Annotated in this window: 22 protein-coding genes and 1 pseudogene; 6 read left to right on the top strand and 17 right to left on the bottom strand. The window is 58.0% G+C overall.

Annotated elements, in window-relative coordinates:
• Positions 1-135 precede the first annotated feature (135 nt).
• Complete coding sequence (gene fklB, locus MKR05_RS21290; protein WP_002886687.1) at positions 136-756, bottom strand: FKBP-type peptidyl-prolyl cis-trans isomerase; 621 nt, start codon at positions 754-756, stop codon at positions 136-138.
• A 219-nt stretch (positions 757-975) separates the two neighbouring features.
• On the opposite strand from fklB, the gene MKR05_RS21285 reads away from it, so the two are divergent.
• Positions 976-1,650, top strand: coding sequence for a LysM-like peptidoglycan-binding domain-containing protein (locus MKR05_RS21285; RefSeq protein ID WP_023291729.1), 675 nt, complete (start codon positions 976-978; stop codon positions 1,648-1,650).
• Between the two features lie 108 nt (positions 1,651-1,758).
• Here MKR05_RS21285 and rplI read toward each other — a convergent pair whose 3' ends face one another.
• From rplI to rpsF, 4 genes are read right to left on the bottom strand one after another with little or no spacing between them, the layout of a single operon-like run.
• Positions 1,759-2,208, bottom strand: coding sequence for a 50S ribosomal protein L9 (gene rplI / locus MKR05_RS21280; RefSeq protein WP_004206464.1), 450 nt, complete (start codon positions 2,206-2,208; stop codon positions 1,759-1,761).
• 41 nt (positions 2,209-2,249) lie between these two features.
• Positions 2,250-2,477, bottom strand: a complete 228-nt coding sequence (rpsR, locus tag MKR05_RS21275) for a 30S ribosomal protein S18 (RefSeq protein ID WP_000135199.1) — start codon at positions 2,475-2,477, stop codon at positions 2,250-2,252.
• 4 nt (positions 2,478-2,481) lie between these two features.
• Positions 2,482-2,796: a primosomal replication protein N gene (priB, locus tag MKR05_RS21270; protein WP_002885722.1), complete on the bottom strand. Its 315-nt coding sequence runs from the start codon at positions 2,794-2,796 to the stop codon at positions 2,482-2,484.
• Positions 2,797-2,801: 5 nt separating this feature from the next.
• A complete protein-coding gene (gene rpsF, locus MKR05_RS21265; RefSeq protein WP_008807174.1) occupies positions 2,802-3,197 on the bottom strand; it encodes a 30S ribosomal protein S6 in 396 nt (131 codons plus the stop codon).
• A 341-nt stretch (positions 3,198-3,538) separates the two neighbouring features.
• Between rpsF and MKR05_RS21260 the strand changes: the two genes are divergently transcribed.
• Together MKR05_RS21260 and MKR05_RS21255 are read left to right on the top strand one after the other, a co-directional pair.
• The gene (locus tag MKR05_RS21260; protein WP_004206463.1) at positions 3,539-3,814 is read left to right on the top strand and encodes a DUF1471 domain-containing protein; all 276 of its coding nucleotides are present in this window, start codon (positions 3,539-3,541) and stop codon (positions 3,812-3,814) included.
• Positions 3,815-3,963: 149 nt separating this feature from the next.
• Complete coding sequence (locus MKR05_RS21255) at positions 3,964-5,157, top strand: MFS transporter (protein WP_023291728.1); 1,194 nt, start codon at positions 3,964-3,966, stop codon at positions 5,155-5,157.
• 62 nt (positions 5,158-5,219) lie between these two features.
• Here MKR05_RS21255 and MKR05_RS21250 read toward each other — a convergent pair.
• Positions 5,220-5,699, bottom strand: a pseudogene (locus MKR05_RS21250) (class II aldolase/adducin family protein); the annotation flags it as partial.
• Between the two features lie 16 nt (positions 5,700-5,715).
• Complete coding sequence (yjfP, locus tag MKR05_RS21245) at positions 5,716-6,432, bottom strand: esterase (RefSeq protein ID WP_023291719.1); 717 nt, start codon at positions 6,430-6,432, stop codon at positions 5,716-5,718.
• A gap of 209 nt (positions 6,433-6,641) precedes the next feature.
• On the opposite strand from yjfP, the gene bsmA reads away from it, so the two are divergent.
• Both bsmA and yjfN read left to right on the top strand, forming a co-directional pair.
• The gene (bsmA, locus tag MKR05_RS21240; RefSeq protein WP_023291718.1) at positions 6,642-6,950 is read left to right on the top strand and encodes a biofilm peroxide resistance protein BsmA; all 309 of its coding nucleotides are present in this window, start codon (positions 6,642-6,644) and stop codon (positions 6,948-6,950) included.
• Between the two features lie 137 nt (positions 6,951-7,087).
• Complete coding sequence (yjfN, locus tag MKR05_RS21235) at positions 7,088-7,363, top strand: DUF1471 family protease activator YjfN (RefSeq protein ID WP_004206450.1); 276 nt, start codon at positions 7,088-7,090, stop codon at positions 7,361-7,363.
• Here yjfN and MKR05_RS21230 read toward each other — a convergent pair.
• The 6 genes from MKR05_RS21230 to MKR05_RS21205 all read right to left on the bottom strand — a co-directional run bounded on the left by MKR05_RS21230 (position 7,354) and on the right by MKR05_RS21205 (position 14,576).
• Positions 7,354-8,991: an isovaleryl-CoA dehydrogenase gene (locus MKR05_RS21230; RefSeq protein WP_238874939.1), complete on the bottom strand. Its 1,638-nt coding sequence runs from the start codon at positions 8,989-8,991 to the stop codon at positions 7,354-7,356. The genes yjfN and MKR05_RS21230 overlap by 10 nt on opposite strands.
• A 124-nt stretch (positions 8,992-9,115) precedes the next feature.
• The gene (gene rlmB, locus MKR05_RS21225; RefSeq protein WP_002885669.1) at positions 9,116-9,847 is read right to left on the bottom strand and encodes a 23S rRNA (guanosine(2251)-2'-O)-methyltransferase RlmB; all 732 of its coding nucleotides are present in this window, start codon (positions 9,845-9,847) and stop codon (positions 9,116-9,118) included.
• Between the two features lie 79 nt (positions 9,848-9,926).
• Entirely contained in the window at positions 9,927-12,365 is a 2,439-nt protein-coding gene (gene rnr / locus MKR05_RS21220; protein ID WP_023291716.1) for a ribonuclease R, read from the bottom strand.
• Positions 12,366-12,401: 36 nt separating this feature from the next.
• Positions 12,402-12,827 carry a nitric oxide-sensing transcriptional repressor NsrR gene (gene nsrR / locus MKR05_RS21215; protein WP_002885667.1) on the bottom strand — a complete coding sequence of 142 codons (426 nt, stop codon included), beginning with the start codon at positions 12,825-12,827 and terminating at the stop codon, positions 12,402-12,404.
• A 150-nt stretch (positions 12,828-12,977) separates the two neighbouring features.
• On the bottom strand, positions 12,978-14,276 hold the full coding sequence (locus MKR05_RS21210) for an adenylosuccinate synthase (protein WP_012543110.1): 1,299 nt from the start codon (positions 14,274-14,276) through the stop codon (positions 12,978-12,980).
• 102 nt (positions 14,277-14,378) lie between these two features.
• A complete protein-coding gene (locus MKR05_RS21205; protein ID WP_002885664.1) occupies positions 14,379-14,576 on the bottom strand; it encodes a DUF2065 domain-containing protein in 198 nt (65 codons plus the stop codon).
• 223 nt (positions 14,577-14,799) lie between these two features.
• On the opposite strand from MKR05_RS21205, the gene MKR05_RS21200 reads away from it, so the two are divergent.
• Positions 14,800-15,090 carry a hypothetical protein gene (locus MKR05_RS21200; RefSeq protein WP_023291715.1) on the top strand — a complete coding sequence of 97 codons (291 nt, stop codon included), beginning with the start codon at positions 14,800-14,802 and terminating at the stop codon, positions 15,088-15,090.
• Between the two features lie 83 nt (positions 15,091-15,173).
• Here MKR05_RS21200 and hflC read toward each other — a convergent pair whose 3' ends face one another.
• The 4 genes from hflC to hfq form a co-directional block, all read right to left on the bottom strand.
• Entirely contained in the window at positions 15,174-16,178 is a 1,005-nt protein-coding gene (gene hflC, locus MKR05_RS21195) for a protease modulator HflC (protein ID WP_004192484.1), read from the bottom strand.
• A 2-nt stretch (positions 16,179-16,180) separates the two neighbouring features.
• Positions 16,181-17,443, bottom strand: a complete 1,263-nt coding sequence (gene hflK, locus MKR05_RS21190; protein ID WP_004206443.1) for an FtsH protease activity modulator HflK — start codon at positions 17,441-17,443, stop codon at positions 16,181-16,183.
• 65 nt (positions 17,444-17,508) lie between these two features.
• Positions 17,509-18,789: a ribosome rescue GTPase HflX gene (gene hflX, locus MKR05_RS21185; protein ID WP_004146725.1), complete on the bottom strand. Its 1,281-nt coding sequence runs from the start codon at positions 18,787-18,789 to the stop codon at positions 17,509-17,511.
• A gap of 75 nt (positions 18,790-18,864) precedes the next feature.
• Complete coding sequence (gene hfq / locus MKR05_RS21180; RefSeq protein ID WP_002885659.1) at positions 18,865-19,173, bottom strand: RNA chaperone Hfq; 309 nt, start codon at positions 19,171-19,173, stop codon at positions 18,865-18,867.
• Between the last annotated feature and the right edge of the window lie 38 nt (positions 19,174-19,211).

Here is a 19,211-nt window from a genome sequence, read left to right as displayed (position 1 = left end):
TAACGCGAAATAGCTCACAAAAATACACCCATACGCGATGAATGCAAAACATAATTCCAATTAATTTTTAACTTAAGGATTTTACGCTATTTTTGTGGCTTCCCCCGCCGCCGGGGAAGAGGAAGCCTCTGCTGTTTAGATAATATCCAGCAGTTCAACTTCGAAGATCAGAGTGCTGAACGGAGGAATCGACGCGCCAGCGCCGCGCTCGCCGTAGGCCAGGTTGTGCGGGATGGTCAGTTCCCATTTGGAACCTACCGGCATCAGGGTCAGCGCTTCAATCCAGCCGCCGATTACGCCGGTCACCGGGAACTCTGCCGGTTCGCCGCGGGCGACGGAGCTGTCGAAGACGGTGCCGTCGATCAGTTTACCGGTGTAGTGCACGCGTACGCGGTCGGTACGGGCCGGGATCGGACCTTCGCCCTGGGTCAGCACGCGGAACTGCAGACCGGACTCGGTGCTGTTCACACCCTCTTTCTCGCGGTTTTCATCAAGGTATTTCTGGCCGTCAGCGGCCATCGCCTGGAAACGCTCGCGACGCACGGCGTCGGCGCGCTCGTGGATTTCACGCAGCGCACGGTGGACGGCTTCTACCGGCACCTGCGGCTGGTTACCTTCCAGCGCATCGGCGATACCCGCCACCAACGCTTCCGGCAGCAGCCCCTGCAGGCCGGATTCGCTCAGCTGTTGTCCAACCTGCAAGCCGATACCGTAACTTGCCTGCGCTTCGATAGTGTCAAAAGTTGGGGTTGCCATCTTTGTTCCTTTTTTGGGTGATAAACATCAAGAGAAAAGCGTCCGGAAGCATAACAGCCATAGCGAAATGGGTAAAACTTTGTCGGCGGATGATGACAAATCTCAGCGAAAAAGAAACAATAGGCGGCATCAGGTTAACTTCACTTTGTTCCGGTCATCAGGACGTTAGCCATCTATACTCATAGGCAGGATAAAAATATGCGGAGCAGGAGGAAAGCCATGCCCGGGCGCTTTGAACTGACATCTACCCTGGCGAAAATCTGGCACGCCCCGGATCATTTTCGCCTCCTGGACCCACTGCCCCCGATGCACCGCCGGGGAATTATCGCTGGCTTCCTGTTGGTGATTATCGGCATTCTGCTTCCCTCAGACGATAGCCAAAACCCGGCGTCCACCAGCCGTGAAGCAAACCTGAATCTGCAGTCGCAGTCCCAGCCGCAAGCTGGCGGCAATCAGGCCGTTCCCCTGCCGCCGATCACCAATACGCCTACCGTGAGCGATGCCGACCAGATGGCGCCGGTCGCCCCGGAGCCGATTCAGGATGAGCAGCCGGATCAGGCGCAGACGCAGCAGCCCGCCGCCTCCCAGCCTTATCAATCCTCATCGCAGCAGTCCGCGCCGGGTATTGAGCAGCAATGGCGGACCTATCGCATCGAGTCAGGCAAAACCCTGGCCCAGCTGTTCCGCGATCATGGGCTGCCGGCCACCGACGTTTACGCCATGGCGCAGGTTGAAGGCGCAGGTAAACCATTAAGCACGTTGCAGAGCGGACAGACGGTGCAGATTCGGCAGAACGCCAACGGCGTGGTCACCGGGCTCACTATTGATACCGGCAACGGCCAGCAGGTGCTGTTTACCCGCCAGTCGAACGGCAGCTTTGTGCGTGCGCGCTAGCAGCGAAGACGACAGCGAGCGTTACGCCGCCGCAAAATGAAAGGCGCTAAAAAGCAAAACGCCGGCACAAGGCCGGCGATTTGTTGTTACCAGAACGTCAGAGGCCGATTACTCAGCAACCACGTTGATGATAACTTTAGCGAATACTTCGCTGTGAACCTGGAAGTCCACTTCGTGCTCGCCAACGTTACGCAGAACGCCGTTCGGCAGGCGAACTTCGCTCTTAGCAACTTTAACGCCTGCTGCAGTGACAGCGTCAGCGATGTCGCGAGTACCGATGGAACCGAACAGTTTACCTTCGTCGCCAGCTTTAGACGCGATGGTTACGGATTCCAGGGCGTTGATCTGCGCAGCACGAGCTTCAGCAGCTGCCAGAACGTCAGCCAGTTTGGCTTCCAGTTCAGCGCGACGTGCTTCGAAGAATTCAACGTTTTTCTTGGTAGCAGGAACAGCTTTACCCTGCGGGACCAGGAAGTTACGAGCATAGCCCGCTTTAACGTTAACCTGATCACCCAGGCTACCCAGGTTTGCTACTTTATCAAGCAGAATAACTTGCATTACCTTATCCTCTCAAAGTCGTATTAATGGACCGTGACCGATTACTGATGACGATCAGTGTACGGCAGCAGGGACAGGTAGCGAGCGCGTTTGATAGCGCGAGCCAGCTGACGCTGGTATTTTGCACGGGTACCGGTGATACGGCTCGGGACAATCTTACCGCTTTCGGTGATGTAGTTTTTCAGCGTAGCGATATCTTTATAGTCGATCTCTTGAACGCCTTCCGCGGTGAAACGGCAGAACTTGCGACGACGGAAATAACGTGCCATATGGCTAGTCTCCAGAATCTATCAATTCAATCTGCTCGGCATGCAGAACCATTTTGCTCAAGCCGTTCTTTGCCTTATGGCAAGAGATGAACCCTCGAACGGTTACTGCGCTACCGACCGTTATACTGTGAGTAATGGCCTGGTTCTCGTGACCGCTAATAATAACGGGCATTTGACACCATGCCTGCCGGTGAAAACCGGCTTCCTCCTGCACTGAACGATGCTCAAGCACGAACTGGCAGTGAGGAATTCCTGACGGGCTGACCTTACGAAGTGGAGTCCTGCAAATAATGCCGGACAGCTCCAGACGGTTGGTCATCAGGATTACTCTTCAGAATCCCCAGCTTCAGAATCATCTGCGGTTTCGTTGGCGAAATCTTCGCGACGCTCACGGCGCTCGTCTTTCGCTTTAACCATCGGAGATGCTTCGGTAACAGCGTGCTTAGTACGCATTACCATGCTGCGGATAACGGCGTCGTTGAAGCGGAAGTTAGTTTCCAGCTCATCGATCGCTTCCTGCGGCGCTTCAACGTTCAGCAGAACGTAGTGAGCTTTGTGCAGTTTGTTGATCGGATAAGCCAGCTGACGGCGGCCCCAGTCTTCCAGACGGTGGATCGTACCTGCTGCTGCAGTGATTGCACCAGTGTAACGTTCGATCATGCCCGGAACCTGTTCGCTCTGGTCAGGATGGACCATAAAAACGATTTCGTAATGACGCATCGAATTGCTCCTTACGGATTATTCAGCCTCCTGTCTGGGTCAGCCGCGGCCCATGGAGGCAAGGAACGTGTTAAAGGGCGGCTGAAAAATTGACGCGTCATTCTAATAGCGGCCCCCCAGGAACACAAGCGCATTTGCACAAATAATTCGCACTAAGCGCCAAGTGGCGCTAAGTGGGTGATTTAAAATTAACCAGCAAAGGAAGCGGCATTTTTTTGAACAACTGCATCAGAAAAGGTCGCGATACGCCGTTCAATCAGCGATTACACTTAAATCAGAAACCCAATGACCACAGGAGAGCCCCGAGTCAGCGTCAGGACTGTCAGTCAGGAGCGTAGTATATGAAACTGAAAATCATCGCCATGATGGCTGCGCTTTTCTTCAGCGCCAACGCGTTGGCAGCTATCCAAATCACCGAACGACAGGCCCGCAACATGGACGATGTGCAGAGCCTCGGCGTTATCTATATCAATCACAATATGGCCACTGAGCACGAGGCCGAACAGGCCCTTAGCCAGCTGAGCGATGCGCAGGGGGCGAAATATTTTCAGCCCATCCTGATGCACGAACCAGAAACCAACGGCCCGCTTCGCGCCAGCGCGGTGATTTACCGCTAATGTCGGGTCCATTCTTCGCCTCTCCTCGCGAGGGGCGAAGCAAGGCCAGCGGCTAAACGCAATTGAGAATAATTTTATAAATCAACTTATCAGCGTCATCGCAACCTGATTTAATCAGCCACTCGCCATTTGATATTCAGGAGTGATTGATGGTTCCGCGTTTCGCCACCTTAGGCCGCATCCCCAAAGGCGTTTGGGTACTCGGCGGCGTCAGCCTGCTGATGGATGTGTCGTCCGAGATGATCCACAGTCTCTTACCGCTGTTTATGGCCACCACCCTCGGCGCCAGCGTGATTATCATCGGTCTTATCGAGGGGCTGGCGGAAGCCACCGCCCTGATCCTGAAAATCTTCTCCGGCGCGATCAGCGACTACGTCGGTAAGCGCAAAGGGCTGGCGCTGCTGGGCTACGGCCTGGGCGCGCTCAGCAAGCCGCTGTTTGCCATCGCCCCGACCGCCGGCGTGGTGTTTAGCGCCCGCATGATCGACCGCGTAGGCAAAGGCATTCGCGGCGCGCCGCGCGACGCGCTGGTCGCCGACGTCACCCCACCGGAGATCCGCGGCGCCGCCTACGGGCTACGTCAGGCGCTGGATACCGTTGGCGCCTTTCTCGGCCCGCTGCTGGCGGTGCTGCTGATGTTTATCTGGGCCAACGATTTTCACGCTATATTCTGGGTGGCGGTTATTCCCGCCGTGCTCTCTATTCTCCTGCTGGGTTTTGGCCTGCAGGAGCCAAAATCCGCCATCGACCATCAACGCAGTAATCCGCTGAAGCGCGAAAATCTGCAAAAGCTCTCCGCCGCCTACTGGTGGGTGGTCGCCATCGGCAGCATCTTCACCCTCGCCCGCTTCAGCGAAGCCTTTCTGGTGCTGCGCGCCCAGCAGATGGAGATCCCGCTGTTTACCATTCCGCTGGTAATGGTGGCGATGAACCTGGTCTACAGCGTTACGGCCTACCCGTTCGGCAAGCTCTCTGACAGCATGAGCCACAGCAAACTGCTGCAGTGGGGACTGCTGGTGCTGATCCTCGCCGATATCGTGCTGGCCCTCAGCGCCCACTGGAGCACGCTGCTGGTCGGGGTCGCGCTGTGGGGAATTCATATGGGGATGACCCAGGGGCTGCTGGCGGCGATGGTCGCCCATACGGCGCCGCCGGCGCTACGCGGCACGGCGTTCGGTATGTTCAACCTGATGAGCGGCCTGGCGCTGTTGCTGGCCAGTACCGGCGCAGGCGTGCTGTGGGAAACCTTCGGCGCCGCTTCGACGTTTTACGCTGGCGCGATAATTTGCGTGGTCACGCTCATCGGCATGCGCGCTATGCCGTCAGCTTATCGTCAGGGCTAAAAACGGCTCCGGGGCCAGACCAGTTGCTTTACCGTGACGGTGAAAGCCCCGGAGCGCGTCGTTTACTTCTGCCCGTAGTAGGCGTTCGGCCCGTGTTTACGCAGAAAATGTTTTTCCATCAGCCAGCTGTCAATCGGCTGCAGCCGCGGATTAATGCCGCGGGCAATCCACGCCATGCGCGCCGCCTCTTCCATCACCACCGCATTGTGCACCGCCTCGTGGGCGTCTTTCCCCCAGGAGAACGGCCCGTGCTGATAGACGACGATCCCCGGCGTATGCAACGGGTTTGCCTCGCCCAGCGTTTCGATAATCACCTTCCCGGTGTTCAGCTCGTAGCCCTCATCCACCTCCTGCGCGCTAAGCGCCCGGGTGCAAGGGATATCGCCGAAAAAGTAGTCCGCATGGGTGGTGCCGAGCGCCGGGATCGCCAGCCCCGCCTGCGCCCAGGCGGTAGCGTGCGTCGAATGGGTATGCACCACCCCGCCAAGGCCGGGATAACGGCGATAGAGCGCCAGATGGGTAGCGGTATCAGAGGAGGGACGTCAGCGTGATCCGCGTTTAAAGATGCTGCTGGAAAAAGGCGACCGTCGTGGCCAGCGCCTCCGGGGTGATGCGATGGCGGACGCCTTTCTGCCAGACGCAGGTCAGCCTGGCGGCAAGATCGCTCTGCCTGAGCGCCTGCTCAAGCCGGAAGGTCTCTGCCGGCGGCACCACGTCGTCGGCATCACCATGCCAGAGCAGCAGCGGCCGCCGGGCGAGCGACGCCAGCTGATGACTGACATCCCACTCGCTGAGGCTGTCGCCATCAAAGCCAGGCGAGGGAAACAGGGTTTGCGACAGCGAACGAAAATAACCCGACCCCATCAGGCAGGCGACGCTGTTCAGCTCGGGATGATGCGTCATGATACCCAGGGCCGTCATTCCCCCCATCGACGCCCCCGCCACCGCCAGTCGCTCTCCTTCCAGCCAGCCTTCGGCGATAATCGCCTCGCGCAGCGCGGGAAACTCTCTGAAATTCTGCTGCAGGATCGGCCAGAAGCGCTGCATCCGCCCGGTCTCATCACCGTGATAGCGCGCGCCATGCTCCGGCGCGTCCGGCATAATCACCCGGAAACCCGCCTGGGCCAGCGCCACTGCAAAGTAGCTGTAAACCAGTTTTGACGAGGTAAAGCCATGATAAAAGACGATACAGGGCAGTGGCTTATCCAGACTCTCCTGCGGGCAGGCATGCAAAATTTCGCCACCGCCGAGGTTGCGCATTTCGAGTGCAATCATTTATCGTCTCCCTTCTCTATTGTGGTTAGGCGGCATGGGAAAATGCATTCACCAGGCAACCCCGTTTGCTACGATTCATAATGTTGAGAACCCGGTTACGCTTTCACAACATTTTCATTCGAAAATCGCGTCAGAGATAACAGTTCGGGAACATTCCCCGGAAATCCTGTTAAGGCTACCACTACACTATCACTATCAGGAAACGAGATATGGTTATGCGCAGGTTTTGTCCGTGGTTACTGGCTATCGTCCTCAGCGGGTGTAGCGCTCTGCAGGGAACGCCGGAAGCCCCGCCGCCCGCCACCGACCATCCGCAGGAGATCCAGCGCAACCAGACGGCTGGCCTGCAGAAAATGGCCACGGTGAGCGTACTGATGTACGGTTCGCCGATGGATGTCGAAGCGGCGCTGAAGGCCAAAGCAGAAGCGGCCAAAGCCGATTACTACGTCATCATCATGATCGATGACACCATGGTACCCGGCCAGTGGTATTCGCAGGCGATCCTCTATCGTCGATGACGAGACGGCGTCTTTAAATCTGCTTTACACAGCTTTGCGTCCATTCACGTTCTCCTGTGCATAATAACGTTCGGCCAGCCACCTGGCAGGACGTTAGCAACGGACTGCCCTTGGGACTACGTGAAATGGAGCTGACGATGAAACGATCTTTTACCCTATCCAGCCTGCTGTTAACCACTGCGACGGCCAACACCTCCGCGCAGTCAGCCGAATTCGCCAGCGCGGATTGCGTCACCGGCCTGAATGAAATCGGTCTGATCTCCGTCGCTAATCTTTCCGGCAGCCAACAGGATGTGGAGCACGCCATTGCCCGCAAAGCGGACGAGCAAGGCGCCTCCTGGTATCGCATTATTCAGATGTACGAGGAACAACAGCCGGATAGCTGGCGCGTGCAGGCCATTCTCTACGCCTGAGGCGCCTGGCGCCCCCGCCCCATGGCCCGCAGCAGCAGGTCGTCAAGGGTCGGCGCGTCAAGACGTATGCCGCCGCGCGTGTCGAGCATCATCCGGCACCAGGCTTCGGCCAGCGGCGGCGAAGCGAAACGCAGCATCTGCGCCCCCGCCCCCAGACGATAGACCAGCCGGGCAATCTCTCTGCCCTGCTCTTCGGCGGGTCGTTTCAGCAATTGCTGCAGCTGACGCCATGCGCGGTCGAGATGGCGGTTCTGTCCTTTCACCTCCGCACACTCCGCGGCCAGCAGCTCCATCGCCGCCGGCTGCTTGCTCAGCACCCGCATCACATCGAGGCACATAATATTGCCGGAGCCTTCCCAGATGCTGTTGACCGGCATCTCGCGATACAACCGCGGTAGCTCACTCTCCTCGCAATAGCCGATCCCTCCCAGGACTTCCATCGCCTCAGCGACGAACGGGATGCCGGCCTTGCAGATGGCAAACTTGGCCGCAGGCGTAAACAGACGCGCCCAGGCGCTTTCCCGGGCATCATCCCGACGGTCCCAGGCCCGCGCCAGACGAAACAGGAACGCGATTTGTCCTTCAAGACGGAGCGCCATTTGCCCCAGCAGCTGGCGCATCATCGGTTGATCGACCAGATTTTTACCGAACGCCTGGCGCTGTAACGCATGATACAGCGCCACCGAGAAGGCCCGGCGCATCAGGGCATGGCTACCCAGCGCGCAGTCAAAGCGGGTCAGGCCGCCCATCCTGAGGATCTGCCGCACGCCGTCGCCCTCTTCGCCCACCAGCCAGCCGCAGGCGTCATAAAACTCCACTTCGCTACTGGCATTGGAGCGGTTGCCGAGCTTCTCTTTTAAGCGCTCCAGCCGCACGCCGTTGCGCTGTCCGTCGGGCAGCAGGCGCGGCACAAAGAAGCACGACAGGCCCGCAGGCGCCTGGGCCAGCACCAGGTGGGCATCGCTCTGCGGCACCGAGAAGAACCATTTGTGTCCCACCAGCCGGTAAAACCCTTCCGCCGTTTTCTCCGCGCGGGTGGTATTGCTCAGCACATCGGAGCCCCCTTGCTTCTCGGTCATCCCCATGCCAATCAGCAGGCCGCGCTTCTGGCCGCCCGGCGCGAGGTGGGGATCGTAACGGTCGCTCAGCAGCGGCGACAGCCAGTCGCCAAAAGGCGCAGGCAGGGCGTGCTGCAGCAGAGGCGTCGCGGCGAAGGTCATGGTAATCGGGCACAGCGTTCCGGCCTCTACCTGGGCGTGGAGCAGAAAGCGAGCGGCGCGCGCGACAAACGCGCCTTCACGGGCCTCCTCCTGCCAGGCGAGATTATGCACCCGGTTCGCACACAGCCCCTGCATCAGCAGGTGCCAGGCGGGGTGGAAGCGAACGTCGTCCAGTCGGGCGCCGGTGGCGTCATAGCGTAGCAGCTCCGGCGGGTTGCTGTTGGCCAGGCGTCCCAGCTCCAGCGATTCTGCGGTCCCCAGCTGCTGGCCAATGCTGGCGAGCAGATCGCCATCCCAGCCGGCGCCTTCACGGACCACCGCTTCACGCAGGGCGGTATCAGACAGGAACAGATTGCTGTTATTCAGCGGGGTCGGTTGATTAAAAACGGTGTGCGTTTGCCAGTGCATCGTGTCTCCCTCCATCAATGGCGATAACCATAAGTATGGTTATCCGGGGAGATACTCGCCCGCGAGAGCGGTCACAAAAAAGCCATCCCGGAGGATGGCTTTTCAGTTCGGTCAGCGGAGCAGCTTAGCTGCGCTGGCGTACCGCCTCAAACAGGCAGATGCCAGTGGCCACCGAGACGTTCAGCGAGGAGACGCTGCCCGCCATCGGGATGCTGATCAGCTCATCACAGTGCTCGCGGGTCAGGCGGCGCATACCTTCGCCTTCCGCGCCCATCACCAGCGCCATCGGCCCGGTCATTTTGCTCTGGAACAGCGTATGGTCGGCTTCACCTGCGGTTCCGACGATCCAGACGTTCTCCTCCTGCAGCAAGCGCATGGTGCGCGCCAGGTTGGTGACGCGGATCAGCGGGACGTTCTCCGCCGCGCCGCAGGCCACTTTCTTCGCCGTCGCATTCAGCTGCGCGGAACGATCTTTCGGCACAATCACCGCGTGCACGCCGGCAGCATCGGCGCTGCGCAGGCAGGCGCCGAGGTTATGCGGATCGGTCACGCCGTCAAGGATCAACAGGAACGGCTGATCGAGCTGCGCCAGCAGATCCGGCAGATCGTTCTCCTGATACTGACGCCCCGGCTTCACACGGGCAATGATCCCCTGGTGTACCGCGCCTTCGCTCTTCTCATCGAGGAACTGGCGGTTGGCCAGCTGAATCACCACGCCCTGCGCTTCCAGCGCGTGGATCAGCGGCAGCAGGCGCTTATCCTCACGGCCTTTCAGAATATAAACTTCCTGAAAACGCTCAGGTGCGCGCTCCAGCAGTGCCTGCACCGCATGGATGCCGTAAATCATTTCACTCATTGATGTACTCGTTTTAGGTTCTGTTATCCGCCCTTCACCCCGTCCTGCGTCAGCAGACTTCAGAGTGAAGGGTGGTCAATCACTCGGCGCTCTTCTTCTTTGCCGCGCGCTTGGCTTTGGTCGCGGCGGCGATTTTCTGCGTTTTCGCCGACGGTTTTTTCGCTTTCTTCTCGCCTTTCGGCTTCGCTTTCGCCTGGTCTTTTTCTTTGCGGAACGCGCTGTCCGGCTCGAAGTTCACCTGCTTACCAACCTGACGACGACGGCCGCCCGGTTTGCCGGAGGTGCTCTTTTTCGCTTTCTCACGGGCGGTTTTGCCGACATTACGCGGCGCGCGCTCGCTGGAGATCAGGGTAAAGTCGATTTTACGCTCGTCCATGTTGACCGCTTCCACACGGACTTCCACGCGGTCGCCCAGGCGATAGGTCTGCCCGCCGGACTCGCCGATCAGACGCTGCCCCACCTGGTCGAAACGATAGTAGTCGTTATCCAGGGAGGAAACATGCACCAGGCCGTCGATAAACAGATCGTTGAGACGAACGAAGAAGCCAAAGCCGGTTACGCTGGCGATAACCCCGGAGAAGATATTGCCTACCTGATCCTGCATGAAGTCACACTTCAGCCAGTCGGAGACTTCGCGCGTCGCTTCATCGGCGCGACGTTCGGTCATCGAGCAGTGCTCGCCCAGCTGCAGCATCTCTTCCATGCTGTAGTGCCAGCCGCCGGTCTCCGTGCTATTGCCTTTATGCCCCTGCTCTTTGGCCAGCAGATATTTGATGGCGCGGTGCAGCGACAGATCCGGGTAACGACGGATCGGCGAGGTGAAGTGGGCATAGGACTGCAGCGCGAGGCCAAAGTGGCCGCGGTTTTCCGGATCGTAGACCGCCTGCTTCATCGACCGCAGGAGCATCGTCTGCAGCATTTCCGCATCCGGGCGATCGGCGATGGAGGTCAGCAGTTCGGCGTAATCGCGCGGCTCCGGCTTGTTGCCGCCCGGCAGTTCCAGACCCAGCTCCGCCAGCACGCTGCGGAACGCGGTAATCGCCTCGGTGCTCGGCTTATCGTGAATACGGAACAGCGCCGGCTCCTGCGCCTTCTCAACGAAGCGCGCAGCGGAGATGTTCGCCAGGATCATGCACTCTTCAATCAGCTTGTGCGCATCGTTACGCTGGGTCTGTTCGATACGCTCGATACGGCGCTCGGCGTTGAAGATGAATTTAGCTTCTTCACTTTCAAATGAGATACCGCCGCGCTCTTCGCGGGCGCCATCCAGCACCTTGTAGAGGTTATGCAGTTCTTCAATATGCTTCACCAGCGGCGCGTAGTGCTCACGCAGCTCCTGGTCGCCCTGCAGCATATGCCACACCTTGGTATAGGTCAGGCGAGCATGTGAACTCATCACCGCTTCATAGAATTTATAACCGGTCAGACGGCCTTTTGACGAAATCGTCATCTCGCACACCATGCACAGGCGATCGACCTGCGGGTTCAGCGAGCACAGACCGTTAGACAGCACTTCCGGCAGCATCGGCACCACCTGCGACGGGAAGTAGACCGAGGTTCCGCGGCTGCGCGCTTCAGCGTCCAGCGGCGTCCCCGGACGCACGTAGTAGCTGACGTCGGCAATGGCTACCCACAGGCGCCAGCCGCCGCCGCGTTTCTTCTCGCAGTACACCGCGTCATCGAAGTCGCGGGCATCTTCGCCGTCAATGGTGACCAGCGGCAGGGAGCGCAGATCGACGCGCCCGGCTTTCGCCTCTTCCGGCACCTGCTCTTTCAGGCCGGAAACCTGGTTTTCTACCGCCGGCGGCCAGACGTATGGAATTTCATGGGTGCGCAGCGCCATATCGACGGCCATGCCGGTACCCATGTTGTCGCCCAGCACTTCGACGATTTTCCCCACGGCTTTGGTGCGGCGGGTCGGGCGCTGGGTCAGCTCGACCACCACCACGTAGCCCATCCGCGCGCCCATAATCTCTTCCGGCGGGATCAGGATATCGAAGCTCAGGCGACTGTCGTCCGGGACGACGAAACCGACGCCAGCGTCGGTAAAGTAGCGGCCAACAATCTGGCTGGTTTTCGGCACCAGGACGCGGACAATGCGCGCTTCGCGGCGGCCCTTGCGGTCCGCGCCCAGCGGTTGGGCCAGCACCTGGTCGCCATGAATACAGGTTTTCATCTGCTCTGACGACAGGTAGAGATCGTCTTTGCGCCCTTCAACGCGCAGGAAACCATAGCCATCACGGTGGCCGATAACGGTTCCTTTGAGGAGATCAAGGCGCTCCGGCAGCGCATAGCACTGACGGCGGGTGAAGACCAGCTGACCGTCGCGCTCCATCGCGCGCAGGCGGCGGCGCAGCGCTTCGGTTTGCTCTTCGCCCTCGATATTTAACTCGATGGCCAGCTCATCGCGGCTGGCAGGCTTTTCCCGTTTGGTTAAATGTTCGAGGATAAATTCCCGGCTCGGGATTGGGTTCGCGTACTTCTCAGCTTCGCGTTCCTGGAATGGATCTTGTGACATATCGGTTCCTCCGTTGTCATCTCCGGCAGAGTGGCGTCACTCCACCAGCAATAATTTATAAAGCGGTTGATTCTTCTCAACCAAATCAGCCAGCGTATAGTTATCCAGTTCCTTGAGAAAACTCTGCGCGGCTTCAGCTAGCGCCTGTTTCAAACGACAGGCTGGTGTAATGTGGCAAAACTCGCTGCTGCAGTTGACCAGCGATAAGGGTTCAAGGTCGCGCACCACGTCACCGACGCGGATCTGTCCTGCTGGTTTGCCGAGGCGAATGCCCCCGTTTTTCCCCCGCACGGCAGTTACGTAGCCCATGCGACTTAACTGATTGATTATTTTAACCATATGATTACGGGAGACGCCATAGACCTCGGTCACTTCCGAGATACTGGTCATCCGTCCTTCCGGCAGCGACGCCATATAAATCAGCGCCCGTAGTCCGTAATCGGTGAAACTCGTTAACTGCACATAAACCTCAGGGAAAAGAAAACAGGGTATGTCGAGCGACATCATTATTATTGATGATAAACCAGCCAGCGCTCAGGCCGCTAATTTATTTAAAATGGGGCGGGCGAACAGCAAAAACAAGGGCGCCCGAACGGCGCCCCTTGCGAGTGATTATGCGTCGAACGGGTCGCGCAGAATCATGGTCTCGGTACGGTCTGGACCGGTAGAGATGATATCAACCGGAACGCCGGTCAGCTCTTCAATACGCTGGATGTAGTTCAGCGCTGCCTGCGGCAGGCCGCTGCGCTCTTTCACGCCGAAGGTGGTTTCAGACCAGCCCGGCATGGTTTCGTAGATAGGCTCGATACCTTCCCAGTTGTCGGCTGCCAGCGGAGTGGTGGTCACTTCGCGGCCATCCGGCATACGGTAGCCAACGCAGATTTTCACTTCTTTCAGGCCGTCGAGGACGTCCAGTTTAGTCAGGCAGAAGCCGGACAGGGAGTTAATCTGCACCGCGCGACGAACCGCGACGGCGTCCAGCCAGCCGGTACGACGACGACGACCGGTGGTGGCGCCGAATTCGTTACCCTGCTTGCAGAGGAACTCGCCGGTTTCATCAAACAGCTCGGTCGGGAACGGACCCGCGCCTACGCGAGTCGAGTAAGCTTTGATGATACCCAGAACGTAATCCACATAACGCGGGCCCAGGCCGGAGCCGGTCGCCACGCCACCGGCGGTGGTGTTGGAAGAGGTTACGTACGGATAAGTACCATGGTCGATATCCAGCAGCGTGCCCTGCGCGCCTTCGAACATCACGAAGTCGCCACGTTTACGCGCCTGATCCAGCAGGTCGGAAACGTCCACCACCATGCCGGTCAGGATGTCGGCAATCGCCATCACATCGTCCAGCACTTTCTGGTAGTCAACGGCTTCTGCTTTGTAGAAGTTCACCAGCTGGAAGTTGTGATATTCCATCACTTCTTTCAGTTTATCGGCGAAGGTTGCTTTATCGAACAGATCGCCAACGCGCAGACCGCGACGAGCGACTTTATCTTCGTAAGCCGGGCCGATGCCGCGACCGGTGGTGCCGATCGCCTTCGCGCCGCGCGCTTTTTCACGCGCCACGTCCAGCGCCACGTGATAGTCAAGGATAAGCGGGCAGGCTTCAGAGAGCAGCAGACGCTCGCGAACCGGGATACCACGGTCTTCCAGGCCCTTCATCTCTTTCATCAGCGCAGCCGGAGACAGCACGACGCCGTTACCGATGATGCTGGTGACGTTTTCACGCAGAATGCCTGATGGAATAAGATGGAGAACGGTTTTTTCACCGTTGATTACGAGAGTATGGCCGGCGTTGTGACCACCCTGGTAGCGCACAACATATTTAGCCCGTTCTGTCAGGAGATCGACGATCTTCCCTTTACCTTCGTCACCCCATTGGGTGCCCAGTACGACGACGTTGTTACCCATTTTTCAAAATCACCGTTTGCTTAAAAATGGATTCTACCATCGCTTTTTCAGAGTTACAGCACTTTTTGCATCCAAAATAAGGCAAATCCGACCACTTTTTGATCAGCCAATCGATTTCCTCAACATGTAGTAGATCACAATCCCGGCAACCACAAGTCCGCCGCCAAAGCGCCGCAATAAATTATCCGGGAGCTGGCTCAGGCTGGCGACCATCTTGCGCCAGGCGCGCGGATAAAGTAGCGGGCCAAGCCCTTCGAGTACTAAAACCAGCGCCAGCGCCAGCCAAATGGTGGAGTTCATCGTCAACCCTAATTGAAAAGTATCATCGCCGCCTTCGCAGGCGTCATCGGCCAGCACAGTGAATTCATTCACTCATTTCACATTGTCCCGTATTTCAGCTTCATTATGAACCAGCAAAGTGAAACATAATTCACAACTAATTGTATTGATGGATATTTTTTAAACTGTAACTATGCCGTCGCGTACTACAACCCGGTACGTCTACATAATCAGGAAGATTATCATGAGAGAATTAACCGCATTTGAAATCGAAAATGTGAGCGGCGCAGGTTGGTTACAGGATGGCCTGGCCTCCTTAGGTAGTAAGGTCGGCGCCGCCGTATGGACGATGGGCACCGATGCCCTGAGCATCAACCTGCCGCTGCTTGGCACCATTAATCTGGCCGATCTGGCGCCGGATCTGGGCAAAACCCTGGGCGAAAGCGTTGGCTCATCTATCGGCGGCACCATCGAGAGTACGCTGGCGAGCCTGCCGGTGATCGGCGGCCTGCTGAACAAGCTGCTCGGCAACTAATTCACGCCGTCGTAGCATAAAAAAAGGCGCCTGTCTCAGGCGCCTTTTTGCATTAACCACTGTAGGTTACTGTCATCTTCGACTTATTTACGCACCGAATCCGGTGAACGCATATAGCGGAAGAAATCGCTATCCGGGCTCAGGACCATGACATCCTGATTGCTCTGGAAGCTCTTCTCATAGGCGCGCAGGCTACGAATAAAGGAATAGAAGCCCGGATCCTGGCTGAACGCGTCGGCAAACAGTTTTGCCGATTCCGCATCGCCTTCACCACGCAGGATACGGCCTTGGCGCTCGGCTTCCGCCAGCGTCTTGGTGACTTCATAGTCCGCGGTCGCGCGCAGTTTTTCCGCCTCTTCCTGACCCTGTGAACGGTGGCGACGAGCAACCGCTTCACGCTCCGCGCGCATACGGTTGTAGATCGCTTCCGACACTTCCGCCGGCAGGTTGATCTGCTTGATACGCACGTCGACGACTTCAATACCCAGCGCCGCCATACTGTTCGGGTTGATCACCTGCACTTTGCCGTTGGTTTCAGCTTCCACGCGCTCTGCCGCTTTGGCAATCGCGTCGTCAGCTGCCGGCGTGCTAACCTCGTCTTCCGTACCGGCCGACCCTGAGTTCAGCGCATCACGCACTTCCAGCGTCAGGCGGCCACGGGAGTCGGTGACGATGTCTTTCACATCCAGACGGCCGATTTCAGAACGCAGACGGTCCGAGAATTTACGCTTCAGCAGCACCTCTGCCTGGGAGACGTCGCCGCCGCCGGTGGCCAGGTAGTAACGGCTGAAGTCGCTGATGCGCCATTTAATATAGGAGTCGACGATCAGGTCTTTCTTCTCTTTGGTGACAAAACGGTCAGCCTGGTTATCCATGGTCTGAATACGCGCATCCAGCATTTTCACCGATTCGATAAACGGGATCTTGAAGTGCAGGCCTGGCGCGTATACCAGAGGCTTGTTTTCGTCGTCGCGCAGAACTTTACCGAAACGCAGCGTGATACCGCGCTCGCCCTCCTTCACGACAAAGACTGACATGTAGAGCACTACCAGCACGATGACAATGATCGCGATAACAGATTTACGCATCGTTATTCCCCCTGACGCTGGTAGTCGTTACGCTGCGCGTTAGCGCGGCGTTGGTCCATAATGCTACCCCCGGTTGAGCTCGAGGTTGATGAGGTGCTGGCGCTGCCAGTGCTGGATGCAGGCGGCAGACGCAGCAGATCGCTGGCGTCACTGCTATCGCTCTTTGCTGCCGGCGCAGCGGCGCCTTTCAGCATCTGGTCCAGCGGCAGAACCATCAGATTGCCGTTTTTGCTGTCATTAACCAGCACTTTACGGGTGTGGCTCAGCACTTTTTCCATCGTTTCGATGTACAGACGCTCGCGGGTAATCTCCGGCGCGGCTTTGTATTCCGGCAGGATCTTAGCAAAGCGAGCCACTTCACCCTGGGCTTCCAGGACGGTCTGGGTCTTATAGGCGCGTGCCTCTTCGAGGATACGCTGCGCCTGACCATTCGCGCGCGGCTGGACTTCGTTGGTGTAAGCCTCCGCTTCACGAATGTACTGCTGTTCGTTCTCACGCGCGGCAATGGCATCGTCAAACGCGGCTTTCACCTCTTCCGGCGGACGTGCCGTCTGGAAGTTGACGTCCAGCAGAGTGATGCCCATGTTGTACGGGCGAATCGTCTCTTCCAGCTCACGCTGAGTATCGCTACGGATCACGGTACGACCTTCGGTCAGAATGCGATCCATGGTGTATTTACCGATCACCCCGCGCAGCGCGCTGTCGGTGGCCTGACGCAGGCTGTCGTCCGCGCTGGTGACGCTAAACAGATAGCGCTCCGGATCGGTGACGCGGTACTGCACGTTCATCTCAACGCGCACCACGTTTTCGTCAGAGGTCAACATGACGCCGGACGCCGCCAGTTCACGTACCGACTCCACGTTTACTGCCTGCACGTTATCGATAAAGGTCGGCTTCCAGTTCAGGCCCGGCTCAACCAGATGGCTGAACTTACCAAAACGGGTGACCACGCCGCGTTCGGCTTCTTTAATAGTATAGAAACCGCTGGCCGCCCAGATAATCACTGCCGCCGCGGCAACGATGCCGACAATACGCCCGCCCATCGGTCCGCGAGGTCCCTGCGCGCTATTGCCGCCGCCCAGTCCGCCCTTGCCGCCGCCGAGCCCGCCAAGTTTTTTACTTAACTTGCGGAAGATATCATCCAGATCCGGCGGCCCCTGCTCGCGACCGCCTTTGTTGCCATTTCCCTCAGAGTTGCCGCCAGGTTTGCTGCTCCCCCACGGGTCGCGGTCCTGTCCGTTATTACCGGGCTGATTCCACGCCATGTATATGCTCCATATTTGTTTTTGATATCCCCACAGGGGTCAATATCTTCAGGCAAGCTGCAAGGTCAAACCACATAGTCAACAAGCGTTGGCTCTTGCTTACAGAGGCGCCGCCAGTCAACGATCGGCATGCGCACCTGCAGACTCACGCTGCCGTCATCCTCCATCCACTCTTTTTCTATCGCCTGAAGCTGATAGAAACGGCTTCTCAGTCGCCCTTCTTTCGGCGGTAAGCGCAGCGTATGCTGGGCCACTTCACCGGAAAGGCGCTCCGTTAACGCCTGAAAAAGCAGTGGTACGCCAACCCCGGTCTGAGCGGAAAGCCAGACCCGAATCGGTTTATTTTCATCGTCGCGATCGATGCGCGGTTCAAAATCGTCCAGCATGTCGATTTTGTTCATCACCAGCAGCGCCGGGATCTCATCGGCCTCAATTTCAGCGAGAACCGTATTTACCGCATCAATGTTTTCCTGCACGCGGACATCCGCCGCGTCAATCACATGCAGCAGCAGCGTCGCCTGACGCGTCTCCTGCAACGTCGCTTTAAACGCGGCCACCAGATCGTGCGGCAGGTGGCGAATAAAGCCGACGGTATCGGCCAGCACCGTTTCGCCGACGTCAGGGACGTCAATGCGGCGCAGCGTCGGGTCCAGGGTCGCGAACAGCTGGTTCGCGGCATAGACCTCGGCGGCGGTGATCTGGTTAAAGAGCGTTGATTTTCCGGCGTTGGTGTAGCCCACCAGCGACACGGTTGGAATATCGGCTTTCGCGCGCGACCGCCGCCCCTGCTCACGCTGTTTTTCGACTTTTTCCAGCCGCGACAGGATCTGCATGATGCGGTTACGCAATAAACGACGGTCAGTTTCGAGCTGGGTTTCACCCGGGCCACGCAAACCGATCCCGCCCTTTTGTCTTTCAAGGTGGGTCCAGCCGCGGACAAGGCGGGTCGCCATATGGCGCAGCTGCGCCAGCTCGACCTGCAGTTTCCCTTCATGGGTGCGCGCGCGCTGAGCGAAAATATCTAAAATAAGACCGGTACGATCGATAACCCGGCATTCGCACAGGCGTTCCAGGTTGCGTTCTTGCGCCGGACTCAGGGCATGATCGAAGAGCACGACCGAAGCGCCGGTCGCTTTAACGGCTTCCGCAATTTCGACTGCCTTACCTTCACCAACAAAATACTTCGGGTGCGGTGCTTTACGGCTACCGGTAATCACCTGCATTGCTTCGACACCGGCGGAAGAGGCCAGAGTTTCAAACTCCTGGAGGTCTTCCATATCTTTGTCTTGCGAAAAATAGATGTGTACCAGTACCGCCTGCTCACCGGCGTCATAACGGTCAAACAAGCGTAAACCCCTTATAAAATACCAGCGGGGAACGCAGAAAACCTGGCTCCCCGGCGTGGAAAAACAGCACTAGCCTTATTCGGCGTCGTCGCTGTCTTGTTGTGGCGCAGAAGAGCCCTGCGCGCTACCACCGTGGTGATAGTTACTGGAACCGCCGCCAGCATTGTTGCTGTGGTGAGACACCGGGCGAGACGGGACAACAGTAGAAATTGCGTGCTTATAGACCATCTGGCTGACCGTGTTCTTCAACAGGATCACGAACTGATCGAAAGACTCAATTTGCCCTTGCAGCTTGATACCATTCACCAAATAAATAGAAACCGGAACGCGTTCCCGACGCAAAGCGTTCAGGAACGGATCTTGTAAAGATTGCCCCTTAGCCATTCTCTCTTTTCCTTATATGTATGCTTGTTTTGTACTCA

The sequence above is a fragment of the Klebsiella sp. K5-204 genome (genome assembly GCF_030128585.1).
Taxonomy (GTDB): Bacteria; Pseudomonadota; Gammaproteobacteria; order Enterobacterales; family Enterobacteriaceae; genus Klebsiella; species Klebsiella quasipneumoniae.
This window is presented reverse-complemented; position numbering and strand designations above follow the sequence as displayed.